This is a genomic window from Enterobacter sp. Ap-867, from assembly GCF_011752855.1.
Taxonomy (GTDB): Bacteria; Pseudomonadota; Gammaproteobacteria; order Enterobacterales; family Enterobacteriaceae; genus Cedecea.
The window spans coordinates 1,375,208-1,399,124 of the sequence record NZ_VWWS01000001.1; the positions used below are offsets into that span (position 1 = coordinate 1,375,208).

Annotated in this window: 23 protein-coding genes and 2 pseudogenes; 15 read left to right on the forward strand and 10 right to left on the reverse strand. The window is 55.0% G+C overall.

The window, feature by feature from the left end; translation table 11 throughout:
* Positions 1 to 2 precede the first annotated feature (2 nt).
* From F3J26_RS06460 to F3J26_RS06470, 3 genes are read right to left on the reverse strand one after another with little or no spacing between them, the layout of a single operon-like run.
* Positions 3 to 650 carry a helix-turn-helix transcriptional regulator gene (locus F3J26_RS06460; protein ID WP_166992465.1) on the reverse strand — a complete coding sequence of 216 codons (648 nt, stop codon included), beginning with the start codon at positions 648 to 650 and terminating at the stop codon, positions 3 to 5.
* Between the two features lie 17 nt (positions 651 to 667).
* Positions 668 to 1,642 carry a threo-3-hydroxy-L-aspartate ammonia-lyase gene (locus F3J26_RS06465; protein WP_166873833.1) on the reverse strand — a complete coding sequence of 325 codons (975 nt, stop codon included), beginning with the start codon at positions 1,640 to 1,642 and terminating at the stop codon, positions 668 to 670.
* Positions 1,643 to 1,665: 23 nt separating this feature from the next.
* Positions 1,666 to 2,055, reverse strand: coding sequence for a RidA family protein (locus tag F3J26_RS06470; RefSeq protein WP_008458929.1), 390 nt, complete (start codon positions 2,053 to 2,055; stop codon positions 1,666 to 1,668).
* Between the two features lie 208 nt (positions 2,056 to 2,263).
* Here F3J26_RS06470 and F3J26_RS06475 point away from each other — a divergent pair, with 208 nt between their 5' ends.
* Both F3J26_RS06475 and F3J26_RS06480 read left to right on the forward strand, forming a co-directional pair.
* Positions 2,264 to 2,710, forward strand: coding sequence for a DUF3290 domain-containing protein (locus tag F3J26_RS06475; protein ID WP_008458932.1), 447 nt, complete (start codon positions 2,264 to 2,266; stop codon positions 2,708 to 2,710).
* Between the two features lie 9 nt (positions 2,711 to 2,719).
* Positions 2,720 to 3,355: a YetF domain-containing protein gene (locus tag F3J26_RS06480; RefSeq protein WP_166992467.1), complete on the forward strand. Its 636-nt coding sequence runs from the start codon at positions 2,720 to 2,722 to the stop codon at positions 3,353 to 3,355.
* Positions 3,356 to 3,464: 109 nt separating this feature from the next.
* On the opposite strand, the gene F3J26_RS06485 is transcribed toward F3J26_RS06480, so the two are convergent.
* The gene (locus F3J26_RS06485) at positions 3,465 to 4,271 is read right to left on the reverse strand and encodes a 5'-nucleotidase, lipoprotein e(P4) family (protein WP_166992469.1); all 807 of its coding nucleotides are present in this window, start codon (positions 4,269 to 4,271) and stop codon (positions 3,465 to 3,467) included.
* A 177-nt stretch (positions 4,272 to 4,448) separates the two neighbouring features.
* Between F3J26_RS06485 and F3J26_RS06490 the strand changes: the two genes are divergently transcribed.
* Positions 4,449 to 5,468, forward strand: coding sequence for a Ppx/GppA phosphatase family protein (locus tag F3J26_RS06490; RefSeq protein WP_008458937.1), 1,020 nt, complete (start codon positions 4,449 to 4,451; stop codon positions 5,466 to 5,468).
* Between the two features lie 48 nt (positions 5,469 to 5,516).
* Here F3J26_RS06490 and F3J26_RS06495 read toward each other — a convergent pair whose 3' ends face one another.
* Positions 5,517 to 6,728 (reverse strand): MFS transporter, encoded by a 1,212-nt coding sequence (locus F3J26_RS06495; protein WP_008458940.1) that lies wholly within the window; start codon positions 6,726 to 6,728, stop codon positions 5,517 to 5,519.
* A gap of 108 nt (positions 6,729 to 6,836) precedes the next feature.
* Here F3J26_RS06495 and F3J26_RS06500 point away from each other — a divergent pair, with 108 nt between their 5' ends.
* Together F3J26_RS06500 and F3J26_RS06505 are read left to right on the forward strand one after the other, a co-directional pair.
* Positions 6,837 to 9,521 (forward strand): ATP-binding protein, encoded by a 2,685-nt coding sequence (locus tag F3J26_RS06500; RefSeq protein ID WP_166992471.1) that lies wholly within the window; start codon positions 6,837 to 6,839, stop codon positions 9,519 to 9,521.
* Positions 9,522 to 9,643: 122 nt separating this feature from the next.
* The gene (locus F3J26_RS06505) at positions 9,644 to 10,819 is read left to right on the forward strand and encodes a YbfB/YjiJ family MFS transporter (protein WP_166992473.1); all 1,176 of its coding nucleotides are present in this window, start codon (positions 9,644 to 9,646) and stop codon (positions 10,817 to 10,819) included.
* On the opposite strand, the gene F3J26_RS06510 is transcribed toward F3J26_RS06505, so the two are convergent.
* Positions 10,802 to 11,650 (reverse strand): LysR family transcriptional regulator, encoded by an 849-nt coding sequence (locus tag F3J26_RS06510; protein WP_166992475.1) that lies wholly within the window; start codon positions 11,648 to 11,650, stop codon positions 10,802 to 10,804. The two genes, F3J26_RS06505 and F3J26_RS06510, sit on opposite strands and share 18 nt — an antisense overlap.
* Before the next feature lie 91 nt (positions 11,651 to 11,741).
* On the opposite strand from F3J26_RS06510, the gene F3J26_RS06515 reads away from it, so the two are divergent.
* Positions 11,742 to 12,797 (forward strand): NAD(P)H-dependent flavin oxidoreductase, encoded by a 1,056-nt coding sequence (locus tag F3J26_RS06515; RefSeq protein WP_166992477.1) that lies wholly within the window; start codon positions 11,742 to 11,744, stop codon positions 12,795 to 12,797.
* Between the two features lie 7 nt (positions 12,798 to 12,804).
* Here F3J26_RS06515 and F3J26_RS06520 read toward each other — a convergent pair whose 3' ends face one another.
* The gene (locus F3J26_RS06520) at positions 12,805 to 13,692 is read right to left on the reverse strand and encodes a LysR substrate-binding domain-containing protein (protein WP_166992479.1); all 888 of its coding nucleotides are present in this window, start codon (positions 13,690 to 13,692) and stop codon (positions 12,805 to 12,807) included.
* A gap of 88 nt (positions 13,693 to 13,780) precedes the next feature.
* Between F3J26_RS06520 and F3J26_RS06525 the strand changes: the two genes are divergently transcribed.
* The 3 genes from F3J26_RS06525 (at position 13,781) to F3J26_RS06535 (ending at position 15,451) form a co-directional block, all read left to right on the forward strand.
* Entirely contained in the window at positions 13,781 to 14,335 is a 555-nt protein-coding gene (locus tag F3J26_RS06525) for an NAD(P)H-dependent oxidoreductase (RefSeq protein WP_166992481.1), read from the forward strand.
* Positions 14,336 to 14,414: 79 nt separating this feature from the next.
* On the forward strand, positions 14,415 to 14,885 hold the full coding sequence (locus F3J26_RS06530; RefSeq protein ID WP_166992484.1) for a hypothetical protein: 471 nt from the start codon (positions 14,415 to 14,417) through the stop codon (positions 14,883 to 14,885).
* 5 nt (positions 14,886 to 14,890) lie between these two features.
* Positions 14,891 to 15,451 (forward strand): RNA polymerase sigma factor, encoded by a 561-nt coding sequence (locus F3J26_RS06535; RefSeq protein ID WP_034809284.1) that lies wholly within the window; start codon positions 14,891 to 14,893, stop codon positions 15,449 to 15,451.
* Between the two features lie 50 nt (positions 15,452 to 15,501).
* Here F3J26_RS06535 and F3J26_RS06540 read toward each other — a convergent pair whose 3' ends face one another.
* Positions 15,502 to 16,827 carry a glycoside hydrolase family 10-like protein gene (locus tag F3J26_RS06540; protein ID WP_166992976.1) on the reverse strand — a complete coding sequence of 442 codons (1,326 nt, stop codon included), beginning with the start codon at positions 16,825 to 16,827 and terminating at the stop codon, positions 15,502 to 15,504.
* 303 nt (positions 16,828 to 17,130) lie between these two features.
* Between F3J26_RS06540 and leuC the strand changes: the two genes are divergently transcribed.
* From leuC to F3J26_RS06560, 4 genes are read left to right on the forward strand one after another with little or no spacing between them, the layout of a single operon-like run.
* Positions 17,131 to 18,555 carry a 3-isopropylmalate dehydratase large subunit gene (leuC, locus tag F3J26_RS06545; protein ID WP_166992487.1) on the forward strand — a complete coding sequence of 475 codons (1,425 nt, stop codon included), beginning with the start codon at positions 17,131 to 17,133 and terminating at the stop codon, positions 18,553 to 18,555.
* Positions 18,556 to 19,170, forward strand: a complete 615-nt coding sequence (leuD, locus tag F3J26_RS06550) for a 3-isopropylmalate dehydratase small subunit (RefSeq protein ID WP_166992490.1) — start codon at positions 18,556 to 18,558, stop codon at positions 19,168 to 19,170.
* Positions 19,171 to 19,176: 6 nt separating this feature from the next.
* Complete coding sequence (locus tag F3J26_RS06555; protein WP_166992493.1) at positions 19,177 to 20,100, forward strand: alpha/beta fold hydrolase; 924 nt, start codon at positions 19,177 to 19,179, stop codon at positions 20,098 to 20,100.
* Positions 20,101 to 20,119: 19 nt separating this feature from the next.
* Positions 20,120 to 21,055: a LysR substrate-binding domain-containing protein gene (locus F3J26_RS06560; RefSeq protein WP_166992496.1), complete on the forward strand. Its 936-nt coding sequence runs from the start codon at positions 20,120 to 20,122 to the stop codon at positions 21,053 to 21,055.
* A 69-nt stretch (positions 21,056 to 21,124) separates the two neighbouring features.
* Here F3J26_RS06560 and F3J26_RS06565 read toward each other — a convergent pair whose 3' ends face one another.
* On the reverse strand, positions 21,125 to 21,403 hold the full coding sequence (locus F3J26_RS06565; protein WP_008458969.1) for a cystatin family protein: 279 nt from the start codon (positions 21,401 to 21,403) through the stop codon (positions 21,125 to 21,127).
* 463 nt (positions 21,404 to 21,866) lie between these two features.
* Here F3J26_RS06565 and F3J26_RS06570 point away from each other — a divergent pair, with 463 nt between their 5' ends.
* Positions 21,867 to 22,589: a CDP-diacylglycerol pyrophosphatase gene (locus F3J26_RS06570; RefSeq protein WP_166992979.1), complete on the forward strand. Its 723-nt coding sequence runs from the start codon at positions 21,867 to 21,869 to the stop codon at positions 22,587 to 22,589.
* A gap of 957 nt (positions 22,590 to 23,546) precedes the next feature.
* Here F3J26_RS06570 and F3J26_RS22840 read toward each other — a convergent pair.
* A pseudogene (locus F3J26_RS22840) lies at positions 23,547 to 23,656 on the reverse strand (IS3 family transposase); the annotation flags it as partial.
* Positions 23,657 to 23,754: 98 nt separating this feature from the next.
* Between F3J26_RS22840 and F3J26_RS06575 the strand changes: the two are divergent.
* Positions 23,755 to 23,877, forward strand: a pseudogene (locus F3J26_RS06575) (aldo/keto reductase); the annotation flags it as partial.
* Positions 23,878 to 23,917: the final 40 nt, after the last annotated feature.

The following is a 23,917-nucleotide window of genomic DNA, read 5'->3' on the forward strand; positions in this document are numbered from 1 at the left end:
AATTATGCCGTGTCGTCAACGGACGGCTGTTGTTTTGCATACAAATAAACCGATGCGCGGGAAACGCCCAGATGCTGCGCCACGGTCTCCATCGACTTACGGATATCCAGTAATCCTTCTTTTTTTAGCGTCTGCAACAGCTCAATTCTTTCTGAAGTTTTCAGCGCGCGCGGCGTGGTGGCTATGCCAGCCGCATAACGATCGATTCTCAGCCGGATGGCTTCGGAACCTGCGGGTTCAATATGTTCTTCCACCGGGCCGGGGCTGGTGTCGGTGAAGCGGGCGAGTGCGCTTTGCATCCCTCTGAACAAGGTCATATCCAGGTTGAGGCAAAGGGCGGCGACATAGTTCCCGGCGTCATCTTTCAGCCCAATAGAGGTGCTTTTCACCGGGCGTCCGTCGGCAAACTGGTTGGCATAATTGGCGATCACCGTCGGGAAATCAGGGGAGGCGATGCGCGCCAGCCCCATTTCCGTGGCGCCCTGGCCAACCTCGCGGCCAGACAGGTTGTTGTGGATGGAGAGAATAGAGTGCTCGGGCTGCGTCAGGTCGTGCACCACCACTTCGCAAAAAGGCGCGAAGGTTTCACTCAACCCCTGGGCGATGTTTTCGAGCTGGTCGAGCAGGGCACTGTTTTCTGATTTTGACACTCTATTTCTCCTGTTAATTAACGCGGGCCGGCGAGGTACTCAGCGTAGCGGCTGATATCGACGTTGCCGCCGCTGATGATAATCCCGATTCGCTTCCCGCGCAGGCTCTCTTTCATTCCGCGCGCGGCGGCAAAGCCAAGGCAGCCCGTCGGCTCGACCACCATTTTCATCCGCTCGGCGAAAAACTTCATCGAATCGATCAGCTCTTCATCAGTGGCGGTGAAAATGTCGTCCACGTTCTGGCAAATCATCTGGAAGGTGTAGTCCCCGAGGAAGGTGGTTTGTGCGCCGTCGGCGATGGTTTTGGGCGTATCAATCCGCACAATTTGTCGATGCCGGAGTGACTGCTGGGCATCGTTCCCGGCTTCCGGTTCCACGCCGTAGACTTTGCAGTTGGGGGAAAGATGGCGCGCCGCCAGCGAACAGCCGGAAATCAACCCGCCGCCGCCCAGGCAGACAAACAGCGCGTCCAGCTCGCCAACTTCGTCGAACAGCTCTTTCGCCGCGGTGCCCTGGCCGGCAATGACGTGCGGGTGATCGTAAGGCGGGATCAGCGTCAGGCCATATTTGTCAGCCAGATCTTTGCCGATTTGCTGGCGGTCTTCGGTGTAGCGGTTATAGAGAATGACTTTGCCGCCGTATTCGCGCGTGGCGGCAATTTTAGCCGCCGGGGCATCTTCCGGCATCACGATGGTGGCCGGGATCCCCAGCAGCCTTGCGGAGAGCGCAATCGCCTGGGCGTGGTTCCCGGAGGAGAAGGCCACCACGCCAGCTTTTTTTTGCTCCGGCGTAAACTGAGCGAGAGCGTTCATGGCCCCACGGAACTTAAACGCCCCCATTCGCTGGTAGTTTTCGCACTTGAAAAAGACTTCGGCACCAAACTCTTCATTCACGGTACGGGACGTCATGACCGGGGTGCGGTTGGCATGGCCTGCAATGCGCTGAGCCGCCGCGACCACATCTTCATAAACAGGGAGAACTAATTCACTCATTTTGCCACCTTTAAACGGTTGTCTTATTCAGAGAGCGCCACGGCTTCAATTTCGAGCGCCGCGCCGTAATGGAGCTGTGCCACGCCGGCCACCGCGCGAGAAGGGCGATGCTGACCGATCCACGCCGCATAAATGCTGTTAAACAGCGGCCAGAGGTTGATATCAGTGATGTACACCCTTACGGAGACAAGATGTTGTTTTGTCACGCCCGCGCAGGCCAGGCAAGATTCAATATTCTGCAGCACCAGTTGAGCCTGTTCTTCGAAGGGCGCTTCGCAGCGAGGCGTGCCGTCCGCCGCCACGGGAAGCTGACCGGAAATAAACACCAAACCACCTGCAGTGGCGGTATGGGAATAGTGCCCCACGGGGGCAGGAACCTGTTCGATATTGCGCAGCGTAATGTTCGGGGCCATGTATCCTCTCAAGCGCGGTCAGATTTAGACAAATAATCTATATCTGGACTAAATGTCGATCAAGAGGTTTTCAACATGGAAAGCAGCAAGGGGGATAGGGGTGAACTGGCAGGGAGGAGAAAGCCCGGATCGCGGCCGTTAGGGCGGGAAATGCCAATGTGTTACTATAATAAAAAACGGGGTCTTAAGGGTTAGGGATTATAACTATATGAGATTTTATGGCATTGAATATCTACAAACGCAGTCTAATATTAATGATTATTTAAAATACATCATTATATTTAGTACTTTATTTATCCTGATCGTTTTTTTTAGCCTGTACATGCGTCATCGCTTACAAACTAAATATCGAGATCTAACAATTATAGTATTTTTATTTTTACTCTTCATTTCGGGTGTTCAGTATGCAGATTATACTGACAGTCAAAATATACACTCTCAATCATCACAAATGGTGAGTTTTGTTAAATTGCTATCAAAAGAAAAAGAAGTGGGTATGGATTCTATATTTTCAAACTCAGTACAGCTCTCGGATGGCATCATCATTAAAATTAATGATCTTTACTATCGAGTCAATTTAAGTCCGGATCAAAAAACATATAGTTTAGTTGAGGTGTCGTTAGTAAACCCAGGCATAGAAATCATAAAAAACTGAGGAACAGAAATGATAATTTATACGCCGATCATGATAAAATTGGGCTTGGGGATACTGTGTCTGATTATTCAAATAAATCTCATGGGGAAGGGCAATCTGGCGCCTTCATCCGCAATGGATCAGGTTCAAAACTATGTGCTCGGGGGGATTATCGGTGGCGTAATTTATAATGAATCGATAACAGTACTGCAGTTTGTTTTGGTGTTAATTATATGGACCTTCCTCGTCTTTGTCCTTAAGTTTTTAAAAGAAAATAATCGGTTAGTTAAAAGGATTATTGATGGCAAGCCAATCACCCTGGTACATAATGGCAGTGTCAATGTTAAGGAGTGTTTACGCAATGGTGTTTCTGCGAATGATTTGATGTTCAAGTTAAGGGCGAATAGCATTTATGAAATAGAACAATTGAAGCGAGTAGTTCTCGAGCAGAATGGGCAATTAACCATTATACAAAGTGGTGATGAGAATATACGCTACCCAATTATAGTTGATGGTTTAGCTAACCATGATTTGCTCGAAATCCTTAACAAGGACAACGCCTGGTTAGAAAATGAAGTTATCAAGCAAGGCTTTAATAAAATTAGCGAAGTCTATTTGGGCGAGTATCTCTCGGGCAGGATTAATTTATACGGATATGAAAAGTAGTCGCCAAAATCAAGCTCTTTACCTACTGGATTATAGATAAAGTAAATGTGTTTCATCCTTTAACTATCACTCTAAAAACCCCACCGCATGGGTGGGGTTGCCAGAAAACTTATTTCCCGGACCAGGTACGCAGTGCGTTTTCGCGCACTTCGGCCTGCTGGGCAGTATTCAGCTTGTAGTAATTTGGCGCTAAAGCACCTTCCCAGTCGCCGTACATTGGGTTCGGCAGCACAATGAACTGGGTGCCAAACTTGCCGCGGTTATCGCTGGCAAACTGCTGACGTTGGGACTGATCCTTGTGGTAAGTCGCTTTGCCAAAGTCATTCAGGTTGTCGCCGATGTACATCACTACGTCATAGCCTTCGGCTTTGATCGCATCGAAACGGGCCTGCTTGTTGGAGCTGTCGGTTTTCAGGCGCACGGTTTTGTCGCTCACGCCGGTAAAGCCCAGAGCTTTCATGTTGGCGACGGTGGCGTCAAAGTCTTTGCTGTCGCGGTTGGACACATAGAACATCGTGCCGCCGTGGCTGTTCACGTAGTTAGCAAAATCCACCGCGCCCGGGACGGCCAGCGCCTGGCGAGCCTGAGTCCACTGGGACCAGGTTTTGTCGTCAAACGCTTTGTTATTTTTGGCCTGCCACGCGCTGTAGGCGCTATTGTCGAGCATGGTTTCATCCAGATCGACGATAACGGCCCGCTTAGCGTTACCCTGTTTAGCGGATTGATCCCACGCGGCGCGAGCGCTGTTAAACGACTGGTACGCCAGCGCGCGGTATTCGCCGGATTGCTGGAACCAGTCCACCGCCATCACCGCCTGGCTCGCCAGTTTTTGATCCGCCGCCTGCTGCTGATTTGCACAACCAGTCAGGCTAACCAGCACCAGCGCTACCGCGCCACCCAATAAACTTTTCTTCATTTTTATGTCCTTACCCTTGCTTTTATCATTAACGCCATTGATACCTGCCGGCCTCTGCACTGAACAATGCAGTGACTTTTTCTAACAAAATCAGCAGGTATTGTTAAAAAGTGTTTTACCGAATATTAAAGCTACGTTATCAAAAGCTTTTTAATGGATCGACACTGGATACTCAATATGACAAAAATATTTCGACGCAATTTTTTTTCCCTGATGGTGGTAGCGGCATTACCCGGCGTGAGCGTTGCGGCCCACGCAGCTGGCTGTGAAGAGACCAGGGCGGGCATCGACATGGGCTCCGGCACCACCAAGCTGGTGGTCGCCAAAGTGGATACCTGCCAGCAGCGCATCAACAAAGTGTTGTTCGAGGATCAGCGTCCAATCGGTTTTAACGAAGATTTATCCAAATCTGCAGATAACACTCTCAGCCCAGCGATTCAACAGCAGGGGCAGACGGCGCTGCGCGAGCTAGCTGCAGAGGCCGCCCGCTATCATCCTGCCCGTTTTAACGGCGTGGCTACCGCTGTTTTTCGCAGCGCGTCTAACGCCCAGCAGACGATCGATGCCTTCAACCGTGCTGCTCCGGTGAATCTAAAAATTATTACTCAGGAACAAGAGGCCGAGCTGGGCTTCCTGTCCGCCAAAGCCTCGATGCCCGTGCCGCTGCCAGACGACCAGATGGTGGTCTGGGACATTGGCGGCGGGTCGATGCAAATGACGACCTGGCTGCAAAAACACGACAAATGGCAGCCGGAGATTTACCAGGGCAAGCTGGCCTCCGTCACGCTGAAGAACTACATCATCGACGTGGTGAAAAACAAAGATTTGCATGATGTCAGTTCGCCAAATCCGATTGGTTCCCTGCGTGACGGAGTGCTGCGTTTTGTTCGCTTCTATGCCACCACTCACGTCAGCCCGGAGATGAAACAGGCGCTGGCTAAGCGTACCGTCGTGGGTATCGGTGGGGTGCATGACTTCTCCGTCAGCAAGCAGCTCAATGAAAAGGTTTACACCCTCGCCGATCTACAAAAATCTTCCGCCAGCCAGGTCTGGAAAGGGGATTCAGAGCTGCGCGGGGATTACCGGGCCACGGACGTCAGCAACCTGCTACTGGTTCAGGGCTATATGGAAGCCCTGAAAATCCCTCAGGTGACCGTGGTGAAGGCCAACCTCGTTCAGGGCGTGCTGATTCAGTAACGTCTCATGCTTCAGGCGACGGCGATTTTCGTGCCGCCGCCTGGGGCACTAACCGCGTTTTTGCTGCCCGATCAGATGAATGATTAGCCCGATAAGGCTAAGCCCACCGCCCAGCATCGAAGCCAGTTCCCAGCCGCCGAGTCGCCACATCAGGCTCGCGCCCCAGGATCCCAGCGCGCCGCCGATAAACATGCCGCTCATAAAGACCGTATTGATACGGCTGCGGGCTTCCGGCCTCAGGGCATAGATCACGTGCTGGTTAGAGATCAGCGCCGACTGCTCGCCCAGATCCATCAGGATGATGCCAATCACCAGCCCGGTGAGCGAAGTCCACAGCCCCAGCACCGCAAACGAGATAACCATCACCAGCGCCCCAAGCCCGATGACGGTATACGGTCCCCGGCGGTCGGCAATTCGCCCGGCAAGCGGCGCAACCAGGATGCCTACGGCACCCACAATGCCCATCAGACCGGCGACGTCTGCGCCAAGATGAAACGCGGCATGGAGCTGCAAGGCCAGAATGGTCCACAGGCCAATGAACGAGCCAAACAGCGCGGCCTGAATCCAGGTCGCCCGACGCAGCAGCGGTTCTTCCCGCCACAGAGAAACCAGCGAGCGCATCAGGGTCATGTAGCTCTGTTTATTACCGGACGTGTGGTGCGGCAGGGTAAAGAACAGCATCAGCCAGCCGAAAGCAGTTGCCACAGCACCGAGCCAGAAGGTCGCTCGCCAGCCCCAGTGATCGCCGCTAAAACCGCCCACGGCCCGGCCAAGCAGTATGCCGCACAACACGCCGCTCATTACCGTGCCGACCACCTGTCCACGGCGTTCCGGTTTAGCCAGCTCGGCGGCGAACGGCACTATTTGCTGGGCCACGGAGCCGGTTACGCCCACCGCAGCGGAGGCAATAATAATTGTGACAACATTCGGCGCTAAGGCCAGGCACGCCAGCGCTACCGCCAGCCCCGCAGACTGGCAAAGGATCAGCGTGCGGCGGTTAATCTTGTCGCCCAGCGGTACAAGCAAGAACAAACCAAAGGCAAACCCAAGCTGCGTTGCCGTCGGCGCAAGGCTGACCAGCGCTAGCTGCCCCGGAAACGCCTGCTGAAGCAGTTCCAGCAGCGGCTGGTTGTAGTAGACATTGGCAACGAAAACCCCGCAGGCCAGCGCCATGATCAGCAGCAGACTGGAGGTTAAAGGCGAATTCTTTTCCGCCTCGGGCGGACGATTCAGGGTGATGCTCAGGGGATTCTCCGACATGATTTTTCTCTCTGGGAATGACGAGTGCTGATGCTGAATGATTGTCCGCCCGCAATCTTTGCCCTAGAATTTCAGACTTCTGAAATCACCTGAAAAGCGACCGTTCTTATGCCTGCCGACGAGCCCCAACTCCGCTCAGAAAGAGATGACGACATGGTGGTCTTTGGCCGCTATCAGCTGTTTCCCGATTTGGGATTGCTGCTCAGGGACGGCGTTCGGCTGGAGCCGGGCGAGCGGGCAATGGCCGTGCTCCGGCTGCTGGTCAGCGAAGCGGGGCAGGTGGTGACCAAAGAGACGCTGCTGGCCACCGTCTGGCCAAAAGAGATCGTCGAAGAGAATAATCTGCAGGCGCAAATCTCCGCTTTGCGCAAAATTTTTGGTCCCGACCGCAATTTGATTACCACGGTGTTTGGCCGGGGCTACTGCTTTACCGCCACGGTGAATAAACTGCAGGCGGCCACGTCGGCCCTGCCTGTCATCACCTCTTCAACGGCATTACCTCGTCCCCGCTCGCCGCTGATAGGGCGCGAAAAAGAACTGGGTGAAATCAGAAAACGGCTGATCGAGCATACTATTTGCACGCTGGCGGGGCCGGCGGGCATCGGCAAAACCCGGCTATTGCTGGAAGTGGCTCGCGAATCCGCCAGTCTTTATCCCGATGGCGTCTTTTTTGCCGACCTGTCCAGCCTGAACGCAGGATCAGATCCAGCCCCAGTTTTGCGGGCGGCACTGGCCGGTATTCGTGGCGCGGGGCCGTCGCAGCCACGCCCCGCGCTGCTGGTGATTGATAACTGTGAGCATCTGTCGGCCGCCTGCGCCAGGGAAATTGAGCATCTACTACAGCGAAACGAATTACTGAGCATTTTGCTCACCAGCCAGTCTCCGCTGGGGATTGAAGGGGAGCAGGTTTACCGCGTTGGGCCGCTGACTTTGCCGCCAGCGCAACTGGCCGCCAGCGAGGCGCAAAGTTTTAGCGCGGTTGAGTTTCTGGTACAGCGCATTCAAGCGGTGGATTACGCGTTCCGCCTGAGCGAAGAGAATATCGGGCCGATCCTGGCGCTTTGCCGGTTGCTGGATGCCGTACCGCTGGCGCTGGAAATTGTGGCTGCTCGCGTTGCCAATCTGGGACCGGATGCCGTGCTGGCCGACCTGAGCGGGCGGGAGACGTTACCGGAAACGCCGGGAGTGACGGCTTCCCGGCACAGAACGCTGGCCGAGGCGCTGGACTGGAGTTATCGATTACTTACGGCTGAAGAACAGCGAGTGTTTCATGCCCTGGCGGTGTTTCCCGGTGAATTTGACCTTGCCGCCGCGAAAGGATTGTTAGATCAGCAAGAGGTCAGCGACGTGGTGGCCAGCATGGTGGCGAAATCCCTGCTGGTTTTGCAGGCGGGCACGCGCCCGGCCAGGTATCGCTATCTCAACATTGTGCGCACGTACGCTCGCCGGACGCTGGCCCCAAATAACACCCCGTATTTTCTTCGCCATGCACAACTTGTGGCCGACAGCATGGTGCGGGCAAAAGTTGCCTGGGCCGAAGAGTCCAGTCCGCAGTGGCGCCGTCAGTATGGCTATTTAATTGACGATCTCCGTGCGGCGGCAGACTGGTGTTTTGGTGTGGGTCAAAACGCTCCGCTGGGACGCAGTATTCTCGCTAACGCCACGCCGTTCTGGATCCAGCTTTCGCTCCACGGCGAGTGCCGCCAGCGGATTACCGCCGCAATTAACGATTCGCACAATGGTCAGGCCACGCCGCGCGAAGAGATGCTAATGCAGGCCGCGCTGGGCTCGGCGCTGGGCTGGGCGCAGGGGCCCATTGAAGAAAACGGCCAGGCCTGGCGGCGAACCGGGGAGATTGCCAGCACGCTTGGCGATGTGGAAATGCAATTACAGTCCGAGTACGGGCTGTGGCTGTATCACCTGCGCAGTGGCCGTTACGCCGATGCCGCAGAGAACGGCAAAAAAATGGCTGAACTGGCGACACAAACCGGTGATTACGGCGCGCTATTAACCGCCCGTCGCCTGGCAGGCACCGCGCTGCATTTTTCCGGCGAGCAACAGGCCGCGCTCAGCGAAATTCAGGCTTTGCTGGATCGCACCGTGGATGATGACAGCCAGAGAGCGCCTTTCCGCTTTGGGCTGGATCAGCGCGTGGCGGGCTGGGCTTTCCTGGTGCGGGCCCTGTGGGTGACTGGCGATGTGGCGAAAGCCAGAAGAGCGGCGCAGCTGGCGGTGGAAGAAGCCCGGGCGCTGGATCATGCCTGTTCGCTGTGTGCGGCCCTCGCGGAAGGCACCTGCACGCTGGCGGCCTTCACCGGAGATACCGCTGGCGTGCTACAGGTAGCCTCGCAGATTGAGGCCATCGCCCTGGAACACGGCCTGGGCTTCTGGCGGCTTTATGCGGCCGCTTTTACCTTTTGGGGCAGGCTTCGCCAGCAGCCTGAAACGGTACTTCCCCAGCAGATCCTCGCCATGCTTACCCGGCTGCGGGATAACGGTTTTGATCCCGCTTATTCACTTTTTCTGTCTGATTTCGCCGCCGCGCTGGCGCAAAAAGGCCAGCCAGAGGTAGCCGAAGCGATGATCGCCGAGCGGCTGTCCGCGCTTGACGTCAACCAGTCACTCTGGAACCTGCCCGAGCTGATGCGGGTTCAGGCGCACATTCGTTACGGCGGCCAACCAGAATATGGCCTGGAACTCAGCATGGCGCTGCAATCTGCGCTGCTGCTGGCACAAACCCAGACGGCCAAAGGCTGGATCCAGCGCATAGAAACCGATCTGCGTCAGCTGTGATCTTTCGATGAAATGCAAAGCGGCAGAAAAGCCGCTTGCTTGTTGCTCTTGCTGACATTAATCTCAAAATAAGATTTAAATAAAAATAATATTCATATTTAGAGATTGAAAGGGTGGGGGTTATGACAATGTATTTCAGGCCGGAAATTCGTGCGCTACAGCTGGCGCTTGCGGGTGCAGTGGTGCTGGCGATAGGTATGGGCTACGGGCGTTTTTCCTATACCGGCATTCTGCCGGTGATGCTGAAAGAAGGGCTGCTGTCGCTGCATCAGGGCAACCTCGCCGCATCGGCTAACTACGCAGGTTATCTTATTGGTGCCTTACTGCTGGCGAAAGCTAAGCCTGCCGACGCGCGGCGGTTAAACATGGCCTCCGTCGGGTTAACCATTGGCTGCCTGCTTCTGCTGGCATGGACGAAATCGCCGTGGGCGGTGGTAGCGGTTCGGGGGGTTGCCGGCCTACTGAGCGCCGTGTCGCTGATTGCGGCTTCACTGTGGCTTCTGCAGCACATGAAACACCATACCGGCGCGCCGGTGCTGTATACCGGGGTTGGGCTGGGGATCTTTTTATCTGCGGAATTTATCGCGCTTGGTAAAGCTTATGGCTACACCAGTCAGCAAATCTGGCTGCTGTGCGGGATCGCTGCGCTGCTATTGTTTATGCTGGTTTATAAACTGCTGCTTAGCCCACCGGATTATCTGATCGACTACCAAAGGCAGGCTTCCAGTCAGCTTCAGCCGGCGGCAGAGAATGCTAAAGCGACGTGGAAACTGCTGGCTATCTACGGCCTGGCGGGCTTCGGGTATATCATTACGGCCACCTATTTACCGCTTTTTCTTTCCGGGTCACTTAGTACGCTGGATCCGGTGCAGCTTTGGGCTATCTTTGGCCTGGCTGCGATACCGTCCTGTTTTGTCTGGCATCAAATCGTCTTGAAGTATGGTTATCGCCGCGCTTTTGCCGCCAATCTTCTGGTTCAGGCCGCGGGCGTAGTGCTTCCGGCCTTTAGCCACTCGCTGCTTTTTTGCCTGTTAAGCGCCGCGCTGGTGGGCTTTACGTTCACCGGCACGGTGACGATAGCCTTACCGGAAGCCAGGAGGCTGGCGCATCTGGTACGCTTCAATATGATCGCGGCGATGACCGCTATTTACGGCATCGGGCAGATTGTTGGGCCGTTGGTTGCCGGGGAGCTGTACGGCTTAACGGGCAGTTTTAACGGATCGTTAGCTGCCGCCACCGGCGCATTGCTGCTGGCCGGCGGGCTGGTGCTAGCGGGGCGTTCAAAGGTTGCTGGCTGAGGCGAGAATCTGCTTCATCGCCTCAAGCGCGGTGGAGCAGTAGCCCTTACGCCAGACTAGCTGAGTGAGGGCTTCGGCCACAAACTGTTGCCGCGTTCCTTCCGGCAAAGCCAGCGTCGCGGCGACGCTTTCCGGGAGCACGCCGCTGCAGCGTCCTGCGGCAACGGAAGCGATCATCGAGTGATAAGAGCTGATGTCCTGCACTTCCACCAGAGTTTGTGCGTTGAGCAAAGCCTCACCGCGCGCCCGATAGGAACATCCGCGCGGAAAAGCGGCAAGGCGAGGATGATTGCCGCTGGCGGTTTCAGGCACGAGCAACACCAGGCGTTCGGTGAACACGTCCATGGACTCAAGATCTACGGGGCAGTGAACCTGTCCCTCGGCTTCCGGTAACAGGCTCACCAGCGCGCAGTCCAGTGAAGCGTGGCGAACCTGCTCCAGCAGCTGCTGCGTCGGCTGGGTGGTTAAGGTGAGGGCGACATCAGGATACCGGTGGTGAAACTGCTGGAACACCGGCATCAGGCGGCTGACTGCGGTGGCTTCCATCGAGCCCATATTCAGTGCCCCGGCAGGTTTATCCGGATGCAGCGCCTGTCGGGCTTCTTCCGCCAGGCTGAGTATTTTTTTGGTGTAGGAGAGAAAACTTTCGCCTTCCGGCGACAGGATCATTTTCTTGCTGTCGCGCACGAACAACGCGACGCCAAGATCTTCTTCCAGTTGCTGAATGCGGGTGGTGATGTTCGACTGCACGCGGCCGAGCCTTTGGGCTGCTTTCGTCACGCTTTGTTCTTCGGCAACGATTTTGAACATCTGCAGTGTGGTGTGGTTCATATTTTTCATTCTCAATATGATAATGATCTTGATCTTAACATCTTCAAATAAGATGTTAAGCCTTCAATCTCTCATTTCCTGAGGTAGCGCCATGTTTCGTAGCCTTTCCCAACTGCTCGCGATAGACCATCCCATCATACAGGCCCCTATGGCGGGCGTCTCCACCCCGGAACTGGCGGCGGCGGTCAGTAATGCCGGTGGCCTTGGATCGCTGGGTATTGGCGCGAGCGACGTCGTGCAGGCCAGGACAGCCATCCTGAAAACGCAGGCCTTAACCTCACGCCCGTTCAGCGTGAATCTGTTTTGCCATCAGCCTGCCAAACGGGATGAGGCGCTGGAACGCGCATGGATTGAAAGCCTGCGCCCGCTGTTCGCTGAATTTGGCGGCACGCCGCCGGAAGTGCTCAGCGAAATTTATCAAAGCTTTATTGGCCACGAAGCTATGCTGGAGATGCTGCTGGAGACGGCTCCGGCCGCGGTCAGCTTCCATTTTGGCGTGCCCGATCGCGACGTTGTTCAGGCCTTCCGTGACAAAGGAATTGTGACGCTTGCCACCGCCACCCGGCCCGAAGAGGCTTTGCTGATCCAGGCGAACGGCGTGGATGTTATTGTGGCGCAGGGCTTTGAAGCGGGCGGGCATCGCGGGATGTTCGACGAGAAGGCTCACGATACACAGCTCAGCACCTTTGCGCTTGTGCAACTGCTGAAAAAACAGGTGGATTTGCCGGTTGTTGCCGCCGGCGGAATTATGGACGGAGCCGGTATTCACGCCATGCTAAGCGCGGGGGCGGACGCGGTACAGCTGGGGACCGCGTTTCTGCTTTGCCCAGAGTCCGCCGCCGATGATGGCTACCGGCAGCGGCTGAAATTCAGCCGATTACACCAGACGGAAATGACCCACGCTATCTCAGGCAGGGCAGCCAGAAGCCTGGAAAACGATTATTGCCGCCACGGGCGAATCGTCGGCCAGCATGCCGTCCCGGCTTATCCGGTGGCCTACGATATTGGTAAAGCGCTTGCCGGCCTTGCAAAAAGCCACGGTCACCAGGGCTACAGCGCGCACTGGGCCGGACAGGGCGTGAACCTGATCCGCGAAATGCCCGCCGCTGAATTACTGCAAACGCTGGTGCGCGAAGCCGGGTTGTGAAATGGGGTTACTTCAACAACGCCATTAAAATCGCGGCCACGTGCTGCAGGGCCACATCCTGGCTTCGGCGTTTGTGCCAGGCCAGGTGCAGTGAAAATCCCGGCAGTTCTACGGGGGCAGAGAAGGCGACGAGCCCTTCAGTAAAAGGTATGACCCGGGAAGGCAGCAGGGCCAGCATATCCGAGGCCGCCAGCAACTGCGGCACCATCTGGAAATTCGGCAATACCAGCCCGACGCGGCGGCGTAATCCCAACCTTGAGAGTTCCACATCCACCGGTGTGACGCTTTCCCCTTTCCCGGACGTGATAATGTGCGGCCAGTCGAGCCAGCGCTCAAGGCTAAACCCGGATGCGGCAGGATGTCCCTCACGCATCGCCACGACATAGTGCTCGCCCATCAACAGTTCGCTGTGAATGTCCGCGGCAGGCTGAGGAAAGACCGAAATAGCGATATCCGTGGTGCCGTTAAGCAACGCTGTTTCAGCCTGTTCCGCGCCAGCCCAGCCCTGAACTATGGGGTCAATCCCCGGGGCCGACTGCTGAAGTTTTTGCATCAACGGCACCAGCACGAACAGCGCCGGGAAATCCGCCATGGTTATCCGCAGTTGCTGCTTAATTTGATGCAGGGGAATCACCGGCGGGTCGATAAGTTCAGTAATGCCGCCCAGCACGGATTTCAGCGGGGCACGAAGAGACTGAGCAAGGGGCGTCAGCCGCATGGTGCCTCTGCCACGCTCCAGCAGTTCGTCGTGAAAAAGATCGCGACAGCGGGCAAGGGCTGCAGAGGTGGCAGATTGCGACAGGCAAAGTCTGTCGGCGGCACGGGTGACGTGCGCCTCGTCGAGCAGGGCGTCCAGCACCACCAGAAGGTTGAGATCCAGCGTTCTTAAATTCATACAACAGATAATAGATTATCTTGATTATCTATTGGAGTAATTTTCTGGGCCTCGCCATTATCGTCTCATCAACCCAAGGAGACGCCCCGTGAACAAAACCCTGATTTTACTTTTCCATCCGGATTTGTCCCGTTCCAGCGCCAATGCCGCGCTGGCGCAAGAAGTTGCAAAACTTGAACACGTTGAAGTGGTCGATGTCCAGGCGCTTTACCCTAACGGGCTCGACATTTACCGCGACGGCGAGCGCGAAGCGGCCCGACTACTTGCCGCCGACCGCATTGTGCTGCAGTTCCCGATCCACTGGTACTCCATGCCAGCCATTATGCGCCAGTGGCAGGACGCGGTGCTGACCCGGATGTTCTACCTGCATTACGAGGAGGAGGGGCGAAAGCTGGAAGGAACGCCGCTGTATGTGGCGGTCACCGCCGGTAACGTGGAGGAAGCTTATCGTCCCGGAGGCCGTAATCTTTTTACCCTCGAATCTCTGTTAGCCCCCCTTCGGGCCACGGCAAATCGCTGCGGCCTGACCTGGCATACCCCGTTTGTGGTCTACACTGCCGATAAGCTCGACGCTGCGGGGCTGAAAACGAAGGCAGAAGCGTATGCGCAGGCGCTTACCCGGTGGCGTGAAAATAAATTTTGAATTTTTTAGCAATATTTCTCGCGCTGATTCGTCTACCTCATCACAAGTGATTAGCCGTGACTTTACTGAGGTAAACATAATGAGAGATTTTGATATGCACCGACATGAACACCGCCGCCGTGGATTCTGTGGCCACCGCATGGGTAAGCCGATTTTGCTCTGCGTGGCATTGTTTGTCGCACTCGGCCTGATCGTGATGACGCTGTGGAATGCGGTGCTGCCTGGCCTGCTGGGCGTGAAAGAGATTGGCTTCTGGCAGTCTTTAGGCCTGCTGGCGCTGTGCCGCATTCTGTTCGGCGGCCTGGGCTTCCGCCCGGGCATGTTTGGCAAAGCCCGTCGCCGCATGCACGAACGCTGGATGCAAATGACGCCGGAGCAGCGCGAAGAGTTTATGCAGCATCGCCGCGAGAAATTTGGCTTTGGTCACCGCGACCGTTGCGGCTGGCATTCCCGCTGGGATGAGAAAATGGATCCACGTCCTCAGCCTCAGCCGCCGGTGCAGCCAGTCCAGCCAGATGAAAACAGCGCTAAAAAACCGGACGCTGAGTGACGACGATGAAAGCCGGAATAGTGGGGGAATCTCTGCTGATGGCAGCGCTGGCCGGCTGCCGCACCCGACTGAAAGCGTTTATTCGCGGGAGAACCGCCGGGCGTGAAGACGCCGACGATATTCTGCAGGAAGTCAGCTACCAGCTTATGAAGGTTGAACAGCCGGTGGAGAACGTCGCCGCCTGGCTGTTCCGCGCCGCCCGAAATGAAATGACCGACCGGGCAAGGAAAAAACGCGAGCTGCCTTTGGCGAGCTGGTTTGGCGGAGATGAAGAGGACGATTACCCGGAGGATGAGCTGGCCGAAACGCTGTTCGGGATCCCGCAAACGCCGGAGGACGAGTACCTGAAGCAACTGCTGTGGGAGGAGCTGGAGACGGCCCTGTCGGAGCTGCCTGCGCCGCAGCGTGAGGTGTTTATCAAAACCGAGCTGCAAGACTATAGCGTGAAGGAACTGGCGGCAGAGAGCGGCGACACCGTGCAGGCGCTACTCTCCCGCAAACACAAAGCCGTTCTGTATCTGCGCACCCGGCTGCGCAATGTGTATGACGACCTGGCTGGTCAGTAAGACAGCCCCCGGATCTGCCCAGGGAAGGGCGATCCGGTTTTTTTAGCCTATCATTCCCCCCAACGCTCCTTGATGTAATTCACCGCCTGCTGGGTTTGGGGCTGGTTAAGATAATTTTCCCGGAACAAAATGGTGCCGTTAATTTGCGGCACGGCGTCGTTCAAATCGAGCTGCTTTTTCAGCTCCGGCACGCCGCCGCTCACCGTCCAGTCTGGCTCATTCTTCGAAGGTTCCCCGACTTTATACAGCGCAATCCCAATATAAAGACGCGTGTGAGTGGGCTTCACTACGTTAGCCCACCAGTTTGCCAGCACGTCGTAGCGGGCAGCACTGCGGGAGAAAGGCCAATAAATCTGCGGGGCAATATAGTCCAGCAGGCCTTTTTGTACCCAGAGACGCGTGTCGGCATAGGACTCGTCATAGGCTGCTGCGCCGCGCGTTTCAGACCCGGCCGGATCGTGGGAGATATTGCGCCAGACGCCAGCCGGACTCACGCCAAACTCAACGCCGGGCTTAAGCTGTTTGATGGTGCGTGAGACTTGCTCGATAAGTTGCTCAGTATTGTGCCGCCGCCAGTCGGCTTTGGACGCGTAGCCCTGGCCGTAGGTTCTGTAAGTCTGGCTGTCGTTGAGCGTAGAGCCCGGTGATTCGGTATAGAAGTAATCATCAAACTGCACGCCATCGATGGCGTAGTTTGAAACAACTTCGGCGACGATGCTGGTTATCCAGTCGCGCACTTCCGGGATGCCGGGATCAAGCACGAAGCGGTCGCCGGACGTTTTTATCCAGTCGCGATGTAACACATAAACGCTGGCGGGCTGCAGAGAAAGCGTGCGGTTCAGGGCGGCAACTGTGCCTGGCGTGATGTTGGTAGAAACCCGGTAGGGGTTAAACCAGGCGTGTACCTTCATGCCGCGTTTATGCGCCTCATCGAGCATAAACTGCAGCGGATCGTAGCCAGGATCTTCGCCAATTGTTCCCGTCAGCATATCTGACCACGGCAAAATCTTCGAAGGCCACAGGGCGGTGGCGTCGGGTTTCACCTGGAAAAATACCGTGTTGATGCCCAATGACTTCAGCTTATCCAGCTTGTCTTTTAACGCCTGCTGCTGCTGGCCGATGCGCACGGCGGCGCTGCTGCCGTTAACGGATGAAACCGGCGGCCAGTCCAGACGGGAAACCGTTGCCAGCCAGACGCCACGCATCGGCTCATGATCTTGTGAAGGGGTCGTCACATTCGGCTTAGTGCCCGGCAAGGGCGTGACGAGAGAAACCGGCGGTTTAGAGGCGCAGCTCGCCAGAAGCAGCGCAGCGGCAAGTATCGCGCCAGGTTTTTTGACCCTGGCGGCAGAGAAGAAGCGGCTTGAAGTGGCGATGATGTGCTCCAGATTTTGCCAGTCGGTGAACAACAAGCATTTTCATACTATTCGACATCAAGTCAATCTCTAACGCCGTGAAGTAAAGCAGATGCGGATTAACCTTGCTTACGATCAAAATCCTTATTTATCATCACAATAAATAAAACACATTTCGTGTTTTATCCTATTACGCTTGTGCATCATGCCTTTACTGACAGCCTAATCACCCGGTTGCTACTATCCCTGTAGAAATTGTTCATTTTTTATCTGCGTGCCAGCACGCCGTTATTTTATGCTGTGAGAGCAACAAGGTGACCCGTCATGAAGCCTAAAACGCTGTACGATAAAATCATCGATAGCCACGTCATCCGCCCTCTGGACGACCAGGGCAATGTCCTGCTGTATATCGACCGTTCCATCCTCAACGAATACACCAGCCCGCAGGCATTTAGCGGCCTGCGTGACGCCAACCGCAAGGTCTGGCAGCCAAACAGTATCCTGCTCAACGTGGACCACGTTAACCCGACCCGGCCAGAGCGTACGCCAGAAATGACCGATCCGGGCGGCGAGCTGCAGGTTCGCTACTTTGAGTCCAACAGCCGTGATTTTGGCCTTGAGCTGTTCGACGTAATGGATCCACGCCAGGGCATTGAACACGTCGTCGCCCATGAACAGGGGATCGTGCTGCCGGGCATGGTGATTGCCGCAGGGGATAGCCATACCACCACTTACGGCGCGTTTGGCGCGTTTGGATTCGGCATCGGTACCTCTGAAATTGAGCATATGCTGGCGACGCAGACGTTAGCTTATAAAAAGCTAAAAACGCTGCGCGTGACGGTCAACGGTGAGCTGCCGTTTGCCGCGACGGCAAAAGATATTGTCATGCTGCTGATCGCTGAAATTGGTGCCGACGGCGCGACCGGCTTTGCTATCGAGTTCTGCGGCAGCGCCATTGATGCGCTTAGCGTGGAAGGGCGGATGACCATCTGTAATATGGCGGTCGAAGCCGGAGCAAGGGGGGCTTTTATGGCACCTGATGAAAAAGTTTATGCCTACATCAAACCGGCACCGCGTGTACCCAAAGGCGAGATGTGGGAACAGGCGCTGAAATACTGGCGAACGCTCTACAGCGATGCTGACGCGGTGTTTGATAAAGAAGTTGTGCTCGACTGCGCCAACTTAACGCCTCGTGTCACGTGGGGTACCAGCCCGGACCAGGGCGGCGGCATCACTGAATATGTACCCGATCCTGCCAGTGAGTCTAATGCGGCCAAACGTCGTGACATTGAAAATGCGCTGAGATACATGGGACTCACGCCAGGCACGCCGCTGAGCCAGATTCCGATTACCCATGCGTTTATTGGCTCCTGCACCAACGGACGAATTGAAGATCTCAGGGCGGTTGCCGAGGTGCTGCGAGACAGAAAAATTGCGCCGGGCGTGAGGGGAATTATTGTGCCGGGCTCAACGCAGGTTCGCGCCCGTGCCGAGCAAGAAGGTTTAGCTCAAATCTTTATCGACGCCGGGTTTGAATGGCGGCAGTCAGGCTGCTCCATGTGCCTGGCGATGAACGAAGATGTGCTGCAGCCGGGTGACCGCTGCGCCTCCAGCACCAACCGTAATTTCTCTGGCCGCCAGGGGGCCGGGGCCAGAACGCATTTAATGAGTCCAGCCATGGTCGCGGCGGCGGCAGTAGCTGGCCACCTCACCGATGTCCGTCCTTATTTACAGCAGGGGGAGGCGTAAATGGAACCCTTTAACCGCGTCACCGGCGTGGCTGCGCCGATGATGGCAGCCAACATTGATACCGATGTGATCATGCCGAAGCAGTTTTTAAAAGGTATCGATCGTAACAATCTGGACCGAGGCGTGTTCTTCGACCAGCGTTTTCTGACCGACGGCTCACCGAATCCTGAGTTTATCCTCAACAAGCCCGCATGGCGGGACGCGCAGTTTCTTATCGTTGGCCCTAACTTTGGCTGCGGCTCCAGCCGTGAACATGCGGTTTGGGGGTTACGTCAACTTGGCATACGGGCGCTGATCGGTACCAGCTTCGCCGGGATATTCAACGACAACTGCCAGCGTAACGGCGTGCTGACCCTGACGCTGCCAGCGGAGGATATCGAGCGGCTGGCGCAGGCGGCATACAATCCTGAAGCTAACCGCATTACTGTCGATCTCGCCCGGCAGCAGATTGGCGTGGAGGGCAAAGATATTGCCTTTACGGTCGATGAGCTGAAAAAGCATATGCTGCTGGAGGGCCACGATGCCATCAGCTACACGCTGCAGTTTCAGCAGGAGATTCGCGAGTTTGAACAGCGCCATTTTGCTGCGCATCCGTGGCTACTGACTCAGGATTAATTTTCAATGATGAAAGAGAACGCTGACTTTATTTGCGACAGGGGCGAATCGCCCTTTATCCCGGGTTTCCAGCTCATGGACGTGGCGCTGGAAAACGGGATTACCCTGCACGCCGCCGTGGGAGGACAGGGTGAACCGTTAGTTTTACTGCATGGCCACCCGCAAAACCACGTGACCTGGCGTAAAATCGCGCCGGTTCTGGCACAGCATTTCACCGTCATCATGCCGGACATCCGCGGCTATGGCGACAGCGCTAAGCCCGCCAGCGACGAAGTTCACCGCCGCTATTCCAAACGAGAGATGGCGAAAGATATTGTCCTGCTGGTGGCGCGGCTCGGTTTCCAGGACGGTTTTGCTTTTATGGGGCACGATCGCGGGGCGCGTGTCGGGCATCGCCTGGCACTGGATTACCCGACACAGGTTAAGCGCAGCATTTTTATTGATATCGCCCCGACGGCAACCATGTATGCGCTGACGGACAAAACTTTTGCTACCCGCTATTTCTGGTGGTTTTTCCTGATCCAGCCTTCGCCTGTGCCGGAAAAAATGATCGCCGCAGATCCGGCGTTTTTCCTGCGTAAACATATTGATGGCCAGCTTAAAACTCCTGGCGCAACGGAACCTGCAGCGTTTGCCGAGTACCTGCGCTGTTACCAGAATCCCGATACGCTGCGGGCCATCTGCGAAGATTATCGCGCCTCGGCCACTATCGACCTTGAGGATGACGAAGCCGACAAGCATCTGCGCATTACCAGTCCTTTGCTGGTGTTATGGGGGGAGAAAGGCACCGTGGGCCAGCTGTATGATGTCCCCGCGACCTGGCAGGACAAAGCGCTGGACGTTCGTGGGCGGGCCATGCCCTGCGGACACAGTCCGCAAGAGGAGTGTCCTGATGTGCTGCTGAGCGCTATTATGCCTTTCTTAACCTGACGCAGAAGATGGCATACCGATGAGCCCCAACGAAACCCCACGCGCCGCCTGGCCGCTTGTTGAAGATTTGAATGTCTTTGTCACCGTGGTGCGCAAAGAAAGCTTTGCCAACGCGGCGGCGGAGCTGGGGCTGTCTCCGTCTTATGTCAGCAAACGCATCGCGCTGCTGGAGAAAAGCCTGGGGATGCGGCTGTTCCACCGCAGTGCCCGCGCGATTCATTTAACGGCCGATGGCCATAAGGCGCTGAGCGGTGCGCTTTCGGTGCTGGAGAGCATGGGCGATTTTGTCTCAGGGCTTGCCGCCTGGCGGGACACGCTGGAAGGCAATATTCAGATGAGCTGCTCGTTTGGTTTTGGCTCAACGTATATGCCGGATGCGCTTTCGGCGCTGGCGGAGCGCTATCCGGCGCTAAATATCAAGCTAACGCTGACGGACAGAGTCGTTGATTTGATAGAAGAGGGCGTCGATATAGAAATTCGCGTGGGTGACGATATCAAAGACCTGTATATCACCCGGCAGCTCTCCACCAACAACCGCATACTCTGCGCCGCCCCGGATTACCTGGTAAAACACGGGATGCCAGAAAACATAGCCGATCTTAAAGCCCATAAATGCCTTGTCATTCAGGAGCGTAGCGCGCAGTTCGGTGTGTGGCCGTTAACCAACGGCGAGGAAAGCGTGCAGGCTCACGTCAGTAGCCAGCTTTCCTCCAACAACGGCAGCGTGGTATTAAGCTGGGCGCTGAAGGGTCACGGCATTATTTTGCGTTCCCAATGGGAAGTGCAGCGCTATATTGCTCGCGGTGAGCTGGTGCAGATTTTGCCCGACTGGCACCAGCCCGCCAATATTTGGGCGGTTTATTCCAACCGCACCAGCGGCTCTGCGAAGTTAAAGGTCTGCATTGATTTTCTGGTGGATTATTTCCAGCGCTTTCCACCGGTGAAACTAGCGTGAAATTATTCAACATCAACCTGCCAGTAAACAGGTTGATGTTGTCTGGCTGAGTGTAGAAAAAGCGAGAAACTAAATTCTGATAATTTGAGTAATATGCGGGGCGCCCTGTCCCGGTAATGGCGCATAAATTTCCACTATCGCTTCCCAGACGGCCGTAGACGGCGGGACCGAAGCCTCACAAAGGAAGCGGTAGTTTGTTCCGGCCACGACCTGGGTTTTTACCTTTTGTGGCTCGTAATCCACGCCCAGATGCCCGTTGAGCGCCTCTTCGAACACTTTTCGGTCCTGAGCAGTCAGCGGATGATAAGCCGTCCAGCCGCCAGGCAGCAGCGTTTGTTGTTCCGACATAGTGATACCTCAACAGTGAAATATTTCCTACTCGTTTGGCTTTTCGGATGTCGCCCCATATATTTTATATTGGTTTCTGGAATCCATTTGATCCTGTTAATCTATGGCTGCCTGATGCCTTTCCTGCAAGTTATATTGCCATTATGCAATTTAATATCTTCCTCCCTTAAATTGACGAAGTAGTTAACTAAAAATAAAAAACACTCAGCATTAAAATTTTTTAATATTTTCACTGGCGATCTGGCTAATAAATATATGCAGGCATTATTTAATACATAATATAAAAAATATAATAGCTGTTTATTTTCATATTGAGCTGTTTTCATTGCAATAAAACGTTATGATTCCCCGCCGGCGGCGAGTCGTGGCCGTGGATAGCGGGGCAGAGATGATGCAAATGAATGGAATAGCCGCGAAGGTTAAGGTCGGTTTCCTCCGGGGGGCAATCCTGACAGGGATCTTTATGCTGGTGGGCTGCGCGCGTTCGGACGCGTTGTGGGGCGTGGTTGATAAGGTTTGCATGACTAACTATCAGCATACTAGCAACCCGGCGCCGTGCCAGCAGATCTATATGCCTGAAGGGAAGGCCCAGGGTTTTAGCGTTATCCAGAACCCGCGCTACCTCTACCATTTTATTCTTGTCCCCACAGCAAAGATGACCGGCATTGAAAGCCCGGCGCTGGCAGCAGCGGGGCGCACGGACTATTTCGGCTATGCCTGGCTTATGCGTCGTCTTTTAGACTGGCAGTATGGCGGCCCAATCCCCGACGATAAACTTGGCCTGGCGCTTAACTCGGCTTATGGCCGCAGCCAAAACCAGCTTCATATTCATCTGACCTGTCTGCGGGAAGACGTCAGGCGTCAGATGCTGGCAGAACGTCCCTTTATCACGGAAGAATGGCGCCCCTTGCCCGATAAACTCCTGCGCTACACCTGGTATGCGAGACGGGTGATGCAGCCGACGGTGATGGGAATTGACCCTGTTCACAGCGTCGCCAGCTATTTTCATTTATCGCCGGAACAGCTGGCAGAGTGGGGCGTGGCCGTCATTCCAACCGCTTACGGCGATCAAAGAGGGTTTATTTTGCTCACCACGAAGCGAGGCTGGGATCGCAATAATCGGGCTTCGGTGGAAGCGCTACTGGATAAAGAGTGTGCCATTTTACCGCCCATATCTTCCCGCTGATGTGCCATATGAGTAATGTCGGGATCGGGCAACCTGAATGTTGTAGGGCATAAGCATTAATGGGATCATGATAATTAGATCCCATTAGAAAGAGCACGTCTGCGCCGCGATGGCTATCGAGTAAACAAGTGGGTGCCAACGGACAAGCATCCGGTAAGTGCAAAAATAGATGAATATACCATCAGGGTAATTAACGATTTCATAGTCTCTCTGGCACTTAAAAAAGGGATACGCAGCCGCTTAGCGCAGCTATAGAACATAATACAAATACCCAACACATCAAGATCGATGACAAGAAGGATTTCCAGGTGGGTATGATTTCCCTTAGTGAATTTCTGTCGCTTACTGTGGTTTCCCACGGTTTGCTCTAATCTTACTCACTGGATTTGGTTGTGTGAATTAGATGATTACAATATCAGTCCAGGTGATCGCACGGCCAGCGCTATGGCTGGCAACAATCGCCAGCCGTTAGAGTTTAAGCGCATTGCATAACCGCAGAGCTTATCCGTCCTATAACATTGCAGACGATTTGTCGTGTGTAACTGGTGAGGAAACAGTACGACGATCCGTTTTGCATAATTGCTCACGACTGAATAAGGATAACAGGACAGAAGTTATTGTGGCTGCGAACACTTTGGCATTCATGTTTTTAACGGTAACGTCGGGCAGTGACAAAACTTGTTATGGTGCTGACCGGAGTTGGCCAGGCCGCGCAGTCATGATGACAGGTTTGGGGCTAATCCGGCGAGGCAGCTTCACCAGAGTCGTTCTGGTGGACCGAGACCTGATGGCCGGGTTTTCCTGTGCCAAAATGCTGGATTCTCTCTAACGTCTTAATGGTGCGCATAATGTATATTATGTTAAATTCAATCCATTGCTCATTGAGTTCATAACCGGCCACAGACCACGATTAATCATACACTTACCTATCCCCCATCTTCTACTTACCGGACGTTATGCTTCCCGCTTCTGATCTGTCGTCAGTACTTTCGACCCAAAGCCACCTGTAGTGCCTCTTTATCCAGCATGGCTTCGGCGAGTAGCTTCTTGAGGCGGACGTTCTCTTTAATGAACATATCTAATAAACCCTAGCTGATTATCCCATCTAATCGAATAAATCAGTTTGCGTTATGCTTTTCCAACACAACAGCTGAAGGATTACGTCATGCAAACGGTAAAACTGAACAACGGGATTGAAATGCCCCTGGTTGGCTTTGGTGTGTTTCAGATGTCTGATGCCGCTGAATGCGAAAGAGCCGTTATTGATGCTATCGATACGGGAATCAGGCCCAAATGGAAATGTTGATGCAAAGCCTGAACCTACGCAA